Genomic DNA, 12,469 nt, shown 5'->3' on the forward strand with positions numbered 1-12,469 from the left:
AATTGGCAGGATATTCCGAGGTGACTCTCGAATTACCTTACATACTGGTTTAACCATGCCGTAACCTATGCTTACGAAGTTAGTTTTGCTTAAGCAAAACTTTTAGGAGGATCCCTATGATTGACGAACAGGACAAAGAAAGCATTGACGCAAATCTGGATCTTTCGGATCATGAATTGAATGAAATCATTGAAAGCTTGTGTTTGAGCAAGGTTGAGGAGTTTATTCTGCTGGGGTATGAGCATGTTACCGGCAAGGATATATGGGACTGTGTCAGTGATAAATATCGCAAAACAGGGTTGCCCTCTCTGCATCAAATCGTTAATGATATTTTGTCCCTCAAATCTACAGCGTTTATGAACTGGATGACGATTAGTATGTATAGAGGAGCCCAATTCTAAGAATGGGCTTATTTTTCATTTATTTTAAGAATTCGACTTAAATTGACTCGATTTTCAGACCTGAGTATAATAGGCATATTGAGTATTGAAGGGAGACTAGCAACAGATGCTGGATTGGAAAAGAATTTCGTTCTTTTTTCTAACGGTTGTCATTGTTCTTGGTGCAGTTGGAGCAACGAGCCCTAGATTAGTAGATCGTATTAAGCTTGGATTGGATTTAAAAGGCGGTTTTGAAATTTTGTACACCGCAGAGCCATTAACAGCTGGTCAGCCCCTAACAAAGGAAACGCTTACGGAAGCTGCACAAAGCCTTGCTAAACGTGCCGATTCCCTTGGTGTCGCTGAGCCAGAGGTATACCCAGAAGGATCGGATCGTATCCGTGTCCGTCTAGCTGGTGTTGAGAATGAAGAAGAAGTTCGTACGTTGATGTCCAAGCCTTCTGTACTTACATTCAGAGGTCCGGATGGAACAGTTTACATGAATGGAACTGACTTCGTAGAGAACGCAGCGAAGTTAAGCTATGATCCGAACACAAAGCAACCGATTGTTGAGATCAAAATGAAAAGCAGAGAGAAGTTCAAGGAAGTAACGACGAAGCTGGTTGGCAGCACGTTGTCTATCTACTTGGATGATGTTGTTCAATCGACGGCATCTGTTAATTTCCCAATTGACAGCGACTCCGCAATCATTACACAAACGAATGTTGCTGAAGCTACGAAAGTAGCGAAAATGATTAACTTAGGCGCAATGCCGTTGAAATTAACGGAAAAATACATACAACGTGTTGATGCGACATTAGGAAAAGCATCGCTTCATGAGACAGCAAGAGCAGGGATGATTGCTTCGATCTTGATCTTCTTGTTCATGGTGCTTTACTATCGTGTACCAGGCTTAGTAGCTGCGTTCACTTTGATCACGTATGTTTGGGTACTATTGGCTATCTTCGACTTTATGAATGCCACATTGACCTTGCCAGGTATTGCAGCCCTTGTTTTAGGCGCAGGGATGGCCGTTGATGCGAACATTATCACATACGAGCGTATTCGCGAAGAAATTCGTGCAGGCAAAAGTATTCTTTCTTCCTTGAAAGCAGGGACGAAGCATTCCTTCCGTACGATTATGGATGCGAACGTAACGAACTTAATCGCAGGTATCGTGCTTTACTACGTAGGTAACGGTGCTATTCGTGGCTTCGCAGTTATTACGATGATGAGTATTATTATCAGTATCTTAACGAACGTACTGTTCTCCAGATGGCTGCTGCATCTTATTATCCGAGGTAATTTGCTGAAAAAGCCAAGTTATTTCGGTGTAAAGGAGGCAGACATCCGTGGACTCTAAGCAAAAATACGATTTTGTAAAAAATCGCAATCTATTTTTCATCATCTCGGCTGTCATTCTGATCGCTGGGTTAATCGTTATTTTAACCTCAAGCATGAATTTTGGTGTCGATTTCAAAGCAGGAACGAATATTGACCTTGTTGTTGGTAAACAGCTGGATAGTGCTAAGGTTGAGGAGATTTTACATGGATTGAACGCCAGTGGCGATGTGAAATCCAAATATGCTGATCCTACAATTGGCGGTAATAATAGTGACCGCGTGTCGATCCGTTTCGATGACGTATTAGACGATGCGACGGTGAACAAGATCCAAACTGCTTTTGCAACAGCTTATAGCGCTGAGGTTTCAAAGGAAATTAACACCGTTGATCCACAGCTAGCTAAAGAGTTATTGATGAAAGCTGTATACGCTGTAGCTATTTCAAGCGTATTGATCTGCTTGTACGTAAGTATCCGTTTCGAATGGCGTTTCGCCTTAGCTGCGATTATTGCTATTCTGCACGATGCGTTCATCGTTATTGCGATGTTTGCGATCTTCCGCTTTGAAGTGAACCTTCCGTTCCTTGCAGCGGTTCTGACCACAATCGGTTATTCCATCAACGATAAAATCGTTATCTTTGACCGGATTCGTGAGAATCTACGTTTCGCGAAGCTGAAGACCGATGCTGACCTTGTCGCATTAGTCAATGATAGTATCTGGCAAACAATGGCGCGTAACATTAATACGGTACTCGTCGTGTTAATTGCCGCTGGCTGTCTATACTTGTTCGGAAGCGAGTCCATTAAATTATTCGCATTAGCGAAATTAATCGGTTTAACGAGCGGGGCATACTCATCTATCTTCATTGCTTGTTCCTTATGGTATTTGTTCAAAAGAAATTCATTAACACGTTCTAAAAAGAAAGCTGCAGCGTAATAACCATAATAACCGGCCGCGTGATTGTTGCGCGGCCTTTGTATCCGTTCAGGGGGAATGACACGTGAATGACGAGAGTTTTCACAAGACAGCAAATGCGCTTTGGGTAGGCTTGGTGATCCTTTCTGCTCTGACTTGTCTGATGGGTGTAGTAGGCTTTCAAGCGCATAGTATTTCGCTGCTCGCAGCGGCGGCTCAAACGGCAGCAGGGAGCTGCGTGTTAGCAGCTTCCATCACGAGAGTAAGAACAATGAGGGCGCAGCTTGCTGGAGCTTCTTTTCGAGGATTAGATAGACCGATTTCGATCGGTTCGATCCTGCTCATCGTTCTGATCCTGGTGATTGCCGCTGAAATGGGCATCATTACGGTTAAATCGTTCCTCAACCATGCGGAATATGAGCCGATGTTGATTCCACTAGTTGTTCTAGTTATATCGCTTCTTACGAAGGATATCATGTTCCGATTTTTGACCAGATTAGGTAAACGGGTAGGGACAGAGGAATTTATTGCCAATGCAAGAAGGCACCGTGCTGATATATACTCTTCTTTTGTGGTCGTGACAGGTATCGTCGTGATGATGCTTGCTCACACTTTAGAGTTTTCGGCACTGTATTATGCAGATGCTTTCGCTGGACTCATCGTTACACTCTTTATTAGTAAAATGGGGTTCTCACTGGTCGGCAAAACGATCTCAACCTCTGCAGAAAACGTACTGCCTCAGGAAGAGGCTGATTTCGTTACAGCCGTTCAAAAGATTCATGGTGTCATTACGGTCGATGAACTGTGTGCGAGAGAACATGGGCATTATGTCGTTATTGAAATGACCATCAGCGTGAATCCTAGGCTCTCCGTGTGGGAGGGACATGAGGTATCGAAGAAAATCAAGCAGCAGTTGATGAAGCAGTATCATCATGTAACGAATGTGTACATTCATGTGAATCCTTACGATGCTGGCTATCCTTATAAACAAACAGATGTGGAAGCAAGTGAGCTGCCGTCTGTGTTACATTAATTCATTTTTTTAATAAGAAAAGCCAAGGAGGACCTACCAAGTGCTAGCACCGAAGGCAAGATGGAACATTGGAAATGCGGATGAAGCGCTTGTAGAGGAATTTGCGCGCGAGCTGCAGCTAGACCCCTTGGTGGCCCGCATTCTAGTGCTGCGAGATATTCGCAGCGTGCCAGAGGCCAAACAGTTTATGCAGGGCAGCATCGGCGATTACCATGATCCCTATTTGCTGGACGGCATGCTTCCAGCAGTGGAGCGCATTCGCAAAGCGCTGCAAAACAACGAACTCATTCGTGTATATGGCGATTATGATGCCGATGGTGTGAGCAGTACGTCCTTAATGGCGCATTTATTAAAAGGATTAGGGGCTCGTTTCGATACGTACATACCCCATCGAGTTCGTGAAGGCTATGGTCTGAATCGCGGTGCCATTACACTGGCGAAGGAGCAAGGCGTTGGGCTGCTCATCACCGTGGATACAGGAATAAGCGCCGCCCACGAAATTGCCTACAGCCAAGAAATTGGCTTAGATGTCATCGTAACAGATCATCACGAGCCGCCAGAAGTGCTGCCAGACGCTTTAGCTGTTATTAACCCGAAGAAGCCAGGTTGTCCTTATCCATACAAGCTACTAGCTGGTGTTGGCGTTGCTTTTAAGCTCGCTCATGCCTTATTGGAGCGATTTCCAGAAGAGCTGCTTGAATTCGCTGCACTCGGAACAGTTGCCGACCTCATGCCGCTTACCGGTGAGAATCGGTTGATTGTGAAGATGGGGCTGGCCCGCATGCAGGATTCCAGTTATGTCGGTTTTCGTTCACTTATCGGTGTGTCGGGCATTGAACGAAAAGAAATTACCGCAGGGCATATCGGTTTCTCACTGGCGCCGAAAATTAATGCCAGCGGTCGTTTAGAAGCAGCTGACATTGCTGTAAAGCTTCTCACCACAACAGATGAAAAAGAAGCGGAGCAAATTGCCTTCGAATTGGATATGCTGAATAAAGAGCGTCAACAAATCGTCGAGGATATGGTTCAAGAAGCTTTTGATATGGCGGAAGAACAGCGAGCGAAAGGCTTGGATAAAGTCATCGTTGTAGCTAAAGAGAATTGGAATGTTGGTGTCGTTGGGATTGTCGCTTCGAAAATTGTGGAGAAATTTTATCGCCCTACGTTGGTGCTAAGCATTGATCCTCAGAAGGGCATGGCCAAAGGCTCTGCGCGCTCGATTGCAGGCTTTGATTTGCACAAAGCATTGACCGCTTGTAACGATCTGCTTGATCACTACGGCGGCCACCAAGCAGCGGCTGGCATGAGCTTGGATCCGGCTAACCTGGAAGCCTTCGCACGCCGCTTAAATGAGCTGGCAGAGGCAACGTTAACGGAGGAAGATTATGTCCCCGTATTGCGGGTAGATAATGCGTGCAGCCTAGCAGACGTACCGCTGGCAAGTATCGAAAGTCTTGAACTGCTCGCTCCTTTCGGAATGGGTAACCCATCGCCGAAATTCATGTTTACAGAGTTGGACCTAGCGGACATTCGAACGATGGGGAAAGAAAAGCAGCATCTGAAGCTGGGGCTATCGCAAGCGAAGGATGAAGTCAGTTGTACGGTTGAAGCCGTCGGCTTCGGCAAAGGTAGTTTAGCAGCATTAATTGCTCCTTCAGCCAAAGTTGATGTGTTGGGTGAGCTCTCAATTAATGAGTGGAATGGCGTCAGGAAGCCGCAGATTATTATGCAGGATCTGCGTATCCCGCATACGCAGGTATTTGATTGGCGAGGCACTGGCCAGTTGCACCTGAAGCTTGCAGCGCTTGTGAGTCAGCTCTCAGCGGGAGCGGCGGTTACGCTGCCATCACCTGGGATCGTCCTTTTTGATGAGGCAGATGTGGCCTTATTTAAGACGATAGCAGAGCAGGTAGGCCATCATGTGCCTTATTGGTTTGTGCAGGATTCCGGGCAACTGAGGCCGGGGAATCAGGCAGCAACCTCGATGAACTTCAGCGAGTTGCAGGATGTCATTTTGTACACATTACCTCGTCGTATTGCTAGTCTTCAAGAGGTACTTCAACAGGCAGCAGGCATGAAACGGTGCTATCCTGTATTTGCAGAGCTAGGTCTGGATAGCGGCAATACTTTGCCTTCTCGGGATATGTTTAAGATGCTGTATGCCATCCTACAGAAGGAGAAGTCCCTACAACTGCAAGATACGAGAATGATGGCGACTTTTAGCAAACGGTCGGGGTTATCCCTAGGAATGATACATTTTATTTTATCTGTCTTCGAAGAATTAGAATTTGTCGTAAAACATGATAATATGGTTACATTGAGTGCCACTCCGGCCAAAAGAGATTTAACCACTTCACGATTGTACCAGCATCGATTGCATCGACAGGAAGTTGAAGCCATTGTGATGTACTCTTCAGCCAAAGAGCTGGAGCAATGGATCGCTGATCACATACAAATTAAAATTAATGAGCATACATTGGAGGAAATCATATGAATTTCAAAGATTACATTCGCGTTATCCCGGATTTTCCACAACCAGGCATTCGATTCAAAGATATTACAACATTGCTGCAGAACGGTCCTGTTTACAAGGAAGCGATTGAGCAACTTAAGCAGCTTATCCAAGACAAAGAAATTGATGTGATCGCAGGTCCGGAAGCACGTGGCTTTGTAATTGGAGCTCCTCTTGCTACAGCTTTAGGTGTGGGCTTTATTCCAATTCGTAAAAGCGGCAAATTGCCTGGCGAAACGATCGAAGCGGATTATGCGCTTGAATACGGAAAAGATAAATTAGCTATGCACAAGGATGCGATTAAGCCTGGACAAAAAGTGCTGATCGCGGATGACTTGCTTGCTACTGGCGGAACGATTCAAACGTCTGTTGATTTGATTAAACAGCTTGGCGGAGAAATTGTCGGAGCTGCTTTCTTAATCGAGCTTACTTACTTAGATGGCCGCAACAAATTTGATGGTATTGATGTTGTATCTCTTGTTCAATATTAAGATAGGGCTGGAGAATCGAATGCTCGTTATTCGATTCTCTTTTTCATAGTCATCTATGGTCGTAAAAGTGACGCTTTGCGGAACCAATGCTGCTTTTTGTCGAAAGCATGTACGCGAATAGTTGACGAGGGGCCTGACTTGCAGGCATAATGAATAAAAATCGACTAAAGGGAATGGGTAGATGCATGGGTATAGAGCAGCTGCTGGAAAAGGCCGCCACCTATCTGAAAGAGAATGATTTGCAGAGGATTCGGGAGGCCTATGAATTCGCGGATGAAGCCCATCATGGCCAAGTGCGCAAATCAGGTGAGCCCTATATTCTGCATCCACTCGCTGTTGCAGATATATTGGTGAACATGCAGATGGACGTCACTTCGGTGATTGCTGCGCTTTTGCATGATGTGGTAGAAGATACAACAGTTTCGCTGGAAACTGTTCTAGATAAATTCGGGAAAACATGTGCGATGCTTGTTGATGGTTTGACGAAGCTGGAGCGCATTAAGTTCAAATCCAAAGAAGAGCAGCAGAATGAAAATTACCGCAAAATGTTCGTCGCCATGGCGCAGGATATTCGCGTTATTTTGATTAAGCTGGCGGATCGCTTGCACAATATGCGGACCTTGAAGTACCAATCGGAAGAAAGCCAGCGCCGTATTGCGGAAGAAACGTTGGAGATTTTCTGTCCGATTGCGCATCGTCTTGGTATTTCCACGATTAAATGGGAGATGGAGGACATTGCCCTCCGTTATTTGAATCCGCAGCAATACTATCGGATCGTAAATCTCATGCAGAAGAAGCGGACTGAGCGTGAGCAGTACATTGAAGATGTCATTCACAGCATCAAAGAAAAATTGGATGAGATGGGGATTCAAGGGGATATCTCTGGAAGACCGAAGCATCTCTACAGCATTTACAAGAAAATGAGCTCCCGCGGCAAGCAATTTAACGAAATATACGATCTTATGGCCCTGCGTGTCATTGTAGATGGCATTAAGGATTGCTATGCGTCTTTGGGTATCATTCATACGTTGTGGAAACCGATGCCGGGACGCTTTAAAGATTATATCGCGATGCCGAAGCCGAATATGTATCAATCCTTGCATACGACCGTTATCGGACCGAAAGGTGAGCCGCTTGAGGTGCAAATTCGGACGTGGGAAATGCACCGGACGTCAGAGTTTGGAATCGCGGCGCATTGGGCTTACAAAGAAGGCGGCTCCGTTGTTCCATCAGGCACCTTCGAGGATAAAATGAGCTGGTTCCGCGAGATTCTCGAGCTGCAGCATGAGACGAATGATGCTTCGGAATTCATGGAATCCATGAAGATGGATTTCTTCTCGGATCTTGTTTTCGTCTTTACGCCAAAAGGGGAAGTCATCGAGCTTCCGGCTGGGGCGGTTCCGTTGGATTTTGCCTATCGCATTCATACTGAAATCGGGAATCGTACCATTGGCGCCAAAGTCAATTCGCGCATTGTTCCGCTCGATCATAAGCTCAAAACCGGCGATATCATTGAAATTCTAACATCCAAGCATTCCTATGGGCCAAGTCAAGATTGGATCAAAATCGCACAGTCCTCTCACGCACGCAGCAAAATCAAGCAATGGTTTAAGAAAGAAAAACGTGAAGAGAACGTTGAAAAAGGGAAGGATATGATCGAGCGCGAGCTTAAACGCTTAGCCATCGATCCTCCTACCTTAATGAGCGATGATAAAATGCTGGAAGCGGCGAGGAAGTTCAATTTTAGCGATATTGAAGACATGCTTTCGGCTGTTGGCTTTGGCGGTATTACAGCTGCACAGATCTGTACGAAACTGACAGAGAAGCTGCGCAAAGAAGCGGAAGAAGCGCAGATTATTAAGCTGAGCACTGAAGTGAAAGAGGTTAAAGCTCCTGCGGCGACTGAGCGCAAAAGCCGTCCAACGAACGGTGTACGTGTCAAAGGTGTCGATAACCTGCTGGTACGCTTTGCGCGTTGCTGTAACCCAGTGCCAGGAGATTTAATTATTGGCTATATCACGCGCGGACGTGGCGTTTCTGTCCATCGGTCTGACTGTACGAACATCCCAACGACGATGGGTGAGGAAGATCGCGTTATCGAAGTGGATTGGGCGGAAGCGGTTGAATCCAACTTCAATGTGGAAATTGAGATTACCGGTCATGATCGCCGCGGCTTCCTGAATGAAGTGCTTCAAGCTGTGTCCGAGAGCAAGACGATGATTTCCGCAGTTTCGGGACGTTCTGATAAGAACAAGATGGCGACGATTCATATGACCATTTTGATTAAAAATATTGATCATCTACAGTCTGTTGTAGAAAAAATAAAACGTGTTAAAGACATTTATTCCGTTCAACGCATCATGCAGAGCTAGCACGACATGAAGGAGATTTAGGGACGATGAGGGTAGTTGTACAACGTTGTAAACGCGCGGAAGTAACTGTTAATAACCAAATCGTCGGTCGCATTGAGCACGGGCTGATGTTACTGGTTGGCATTACTCACGAAGATACGGAGCAGGATGCGAAGTATCTGGCCGACAAGGTGGCGGGGCTGCGCATTTTTGAGGACGAAACGGGGAAAATGAATCTTTCTGTCACAGAGACAGGGGGAGCGATTCTTTCTGTGTCTCAATTTACGTTGTATGGCGATTGTCGCAAAGGGAAGCGGCCGAATTTCATGGCGGCGGCACGCCCTGAGCAGGCGGAGCCGTTATACCATCAATTCAACACATTGCTAAGGGATCAAGGTTTACAGGTTGAAACTGGTGCATTCGGTGAAATGATGGACGTATCGCTGACGAATTGGGGACCTGTTACGTTAGTTATCGATAGTAAATAAGCTTGAAATTGTACACGTCGGGATAGGCAATTCTGCCAATGGTTATACTGAAAAGTATAAACTAGCGGTTAGGAGCTTACAGATGCGTCAATCCATAAAAGAAAAAATGATAACTGCTCCGGTACAGCAATTGTTCCACGCCTCCATGGCTGAGCGGATGAGTCAAGGTTCTGCCTTTGCCGATGTTGAAATTAGTGCGGAATTCACTTCTGATCAAGAAAAGATGAAGAGTATTCCTAAAAAATCGTACCGGTAATTTATAAAACCACGTGTGTGCTGTTTATCAGCTCTGCGTGGTTTTATTTCTATTAGGGCATAATTTCTCTACCCGTGCAAATTGTGGTAAACTAGCCTATGGAATTATTGTAAGACATGCAGGAGATAAGGTGGGTGCTTACGTCGAAATGGCAAATTCAAATCGCAACAAATCCACATCCAAAGGATGGCTCTGGTTGATGGGCATATTGATTGTACTTACAGTGCTGGCTGCAACGGCTGCTATGTACTATCAATATCAACACCATAACAGCTCCAAAGGACATAGTGGGCAGCAACAACCTCTTGAAGAAGTAAAGTCGGTGAAAAAGGCGAAAGATGCCTATGATGTGATCGTTGTTGGTACGGATCCTGAAGGTGTAGCAGCTGCGGTTTCGTCAGCTCGAAATGGCTTGAGCACGCTGCTTGTCGATGGCCGGGATCGTGAGATTTTAGGCGGATTGATGACCTTGGGCTGGATCAATTCTCTCGATAACAATTATTCCACGAGCAAAACCTTGCTGGGCAAGGACGATGTGTGGAACAAAGGGTATTTCTCGGAATGGTACGCCAAAACCGAAGGAGACTCCTTCGATGTCCATACAGCGGCGAATGCCTTCTATGAAGCCGTGAAGAATGAAAAAAATATCGATGTGCTGATGAAAACAAAGAAGATTGAACCTGTTTTATCACAAAATAAAAATGCCGTACAAGGCGCGACGATTACACTTGAAAATGGCTCGACTCAAGTCGTCAAAGCCTTCTCTGTTATAGATGCGACACAGGATGGCGATTTTGCAGCAGCAGCTGGTGTGCCATTTACGATGGGGCATGAGGACATTGGGGATCCGAAATCCAAAATGGCTGTAACGCTTGCTTTCCGATTGAAAAATGTAACACCTGAAGTATGGGATATGATGGCTAAACGATTGAATGGCGATGATAACTCAGGCACAGGTGTAACTGATGTGAGTGTTTTTGGATATAGCGAAATGAGCAACTATCCAGCACTGAACAAGGAAAGAGCCAAAATGAGAGGGCTCAACATGGGCAGGCAAAATGATAACACTGTGCTTATCAATGCTTTGCAAATTTTTGGCGTAGATACCTTTGATCCGAAGTCGGTTCAAGAGGCGTTTGATATCGGTAAAAAGGAACTGCCTAACATTGTCGCGTATATGCAGAAAACATTCCCAGAGTTCTCTACGATTGAACTGGATGGGTCTGCACCTGAGCTTTATGTCAGAGAAACACGCCATATGCAGGGCGAATATCGTTTAAGTATTATCGATGTATGTACAAATGCAGATCAGTGGGATCGCATCGGCTTCGGCTCTTATCCGGTCGACATCCAACGAATCACACCTACTGACTCAGGCAATGTCGTGTGTAAGCCGAAGCAGTACGCGATTCCGTTCCGCAGCATTGTGCCGCAGAAGATTGACGGATTGCTCGTCGTAGGAAGAGCGGCTAGCTACGATACACTTCCACACGGAAGCGCAAGGGTTATGCCTACAGGGATGGCAGAAGGCGAAGCAGCTGGAGCTGCAGTGAGCTTGGCGAAAGCAGAGAACAAGACCTTCCGTCAACTTTCCGCATCCAAAGAGAGTATTGCGAAGCTGCAGGCTCAGCTGAATAAGCAGGGCATGGAAGTTCAACAGATGTCGATCAAGCCGCAGTCTTTCATGGAGCATAAGTCATTCGAAGGGCTGAAATCTGCGATGATGCTTGGTTTGGCATCGGGGGCTTATGATAATAACTTCCGCCTGGACGACGCAGCTAATCCGAAGCGAATGGTTAACCTAGTTGGCAGTGCACGGAAGATGAAGCCGGATGCGTTTACGGGGGACGTGAATCAAGCGATTGCGAAGCTGGATAACGCGGATAAAATTCCGTTGACCCTGGAGCAAGCGAGCTTTACTTTTGCGCAAGCTCTTGGCTTGAAAGTGACTGCCGCGGAAGCACAAGCGAAGCTTATTGAGAGTAAATTACTCTCGGCAGCAACGGTGAATGGGATAGCAGATAAGCAAAAATTAACGAATGGCGACACCTACATGATGATTCGAGACGTTAAAACGGGATTAACGGGTAAGCCTTAATTTCCAGGGAGTATATACCTGCCTACACAATAAAGAGCCTTATTGCCGCATAAGATGTGGCTGTAAGGCTCTTAGTTTGTAGTTGGCTTTGTGAGAAAGAATGATTGCGGTTACAATTCTTATTCTTCGTCGGCAGCTTCTTCGTCTGCTTCAGCTTCAGCGGAGTCCTCTTCAGCACTAGCTTCTTCGTCAGCCTCTGCTTCTGCCTCTTCGTCCGAGGCTTCATCGCTCTCAGCTTCTTCCGCTTCAGCTTCTTCCTCATCAGCCGCTTCTTCTGCTTCTTCTTCGTCAACAGGATCCGACTCTTCAATGGCCTCTTCGTCGGCTGCCTCTTCTTCGTCAGCAACTTCGTCAGCAGTTTCGGCTTCGGTTTCGGATTCTTCAGAGAAAAGCACTACGAGATCTTGACGTTCCTCTTGAAACTCGTTTTGTAGTGTCATTGTTACAGCCTCCAGATGATATATTCAAGGCCATTTGCCTTGTTGTACATGTATATGTGAAAACGGGATGAATATACGGGGAAAGCGAATGAAAATGCCTGAAAATACTGTGAATTTTGTGTAATGAAATTGTAATAAGCGCTTCATATTCCTTTAATCTAA

11 protein-coding genes are annotated in these 12,469 nt (G+C 45.8%); 10 read left to right on the top strand and 1 reads right to left on the bottom strand.

Annotated elements, in window-relative coordinates:
- Positions 1–116 precede the first annotated feature (116 nt).
- The 10 genes from AC58UX_RS00735 to AC58UX_RS00780 all read left to right on the top strand — a co-directional run bounded on the left by AC58UX_RS00735 (position 117) and on the right by AC58UX_RS00780 (position 11,867).
- On the top strand, positions 117–401 hold the full coding sequence (locus AC58UX_RS00735; protein WP_497248733.1) for a post-transcriptional regulator: 285 nt from the start codon (positions 117–119) through the stop codon (positions 399–401).
- Between the two features lie 106 nt (positions 402–507).
- The gene (secD, locus tag AC58UX_RS00740) at positions 508–1,743 is read left to right on the top strand and encodes a protein translocase subunit SecD (protein WP_497248735.1); all 1,236 of its coding nucleotides are present in this window, start codon (positions 508–510) and stop codon (positions 1,741–1,743) included.
- Positions 1,733–2,659 (top strand): protein translocase subunit SecF, encoded by a 927-nt coding sequence (gene secF, locus AC58UX_RS00745; protein ID WP_497248737.1) that lies wholly within the window; start codon positions 1,733–1,735, stop codon positions 2,657–2,659. Before secD ends, secF begins: the two co-directional genes overlap by 11 nt.
- 64 nt (positions 2,660–2,723) lie before the next feature.
- Positions 2,724–3,671, top strand: coding sequence for a cation diffusion facilitator family transporter (locus tag AC58UX_RS00750; protein ID WP_497248739.1), 948 nt, complete (start codon positions 2,724–2,726; stop codon positions 3,669–3,671).
- Between the two features lie 40 nt (positions 3,672–3,711).
- Positions 3,712–6,165, top strand: a complete 2,454-nt coding sequence (recJ, locus tag AC58UX_RS00755; RefSeq protein WP_497248741.1) for a single-stranded-DNA-specific exonuclease RecJ — start codon at positions 3,712–3,714, stop codon at positions 6,163–6,165.
- Positions 6,162–6,674: an adenine phosphoribosyltransferase gene (locus AC58UX_RS00760; RefSeq protein WP_497248743.1), complete on the top strand. Its 513-nt coding sequence runs from the start codon at positions 6,162–6,164 to the stop codon at positions 6,672–6,674. Before recJ ends, AC58UX_RS00760 begins: the two co-directional genes overlap by 4 nt.
- Before the next feature lie 185 nt (positions 6,675–6,859).
- Positions 6,860–9,046 carry a RelA/SpoT family protein gene (locus AC58UX_RS00765; RefSeq protein WP_497248744.1) on the top strand — a complete coding sequence of 729 codons (2,187 nt, stop codon included), beginning with the start codon at positions 6,860–6,862 and terminating at the stop codon, positions 9,044–9,046.
- 26 nt (positions 9,047–9,072) lie between these two features.
- Positions 9,073–9,513, top strand: a complete 441-nt coding sequence (dtd, locus tag AC58UX_RS00770; protein WP_497248746.1) for a D-aminoacyl-tRNA deacylase — start codon at positions 9,073–9,075, stop codon at positions 9,511–9,513.
- An 82-nt stretch (positions 9,514–9,595) separates the two neighbouring features.
- Positions 9,596–9,769: a hypothetical protein gene (locus AC58UX_RS00775; protein WP_497248748.1), complete on the top strand. Its 174-nt coding sequence runs from the start codon at positions 9,596–9,598 to the stop codon at positions 9,767–9,769.
- Between the two features lie 148 nt (positions 9,770–9,917).
- Positions 9,918–11,867 (top strand): FAD-dependent oxidoreductase, encoded by a 1,950-nt coding sequence (locus tag AC58UX_RS00780; RefSeq protein ID WP_497248750.1) that lies wholly within the window; start codon positions 9,918–9,920, stop codon positions 11,865–11,867.
- A 119-nt stretch (positions 11,868–11,986) separates the two neighbouring features.
- Here AC58UX_RS00780 and AC58UX_RS00785 read toward each other — a convergent pair whose 3' ends face one another.
- A complete protein-coding gene (locus tag AC58UX_RS00785; RefSeq protein ID WP_497248752.1) occupies positions 11,987–12,307 on the bottom strand; it encodes a hypothetical protein in 321 nt (106 codons plus the stop codon).
- Between the last annotated feature and the right edge of the window lie 162 nt (positions 12,308–12,469).

This window comes from Paenibacillus sp. J22P90, from assembly GCF_059692195.1.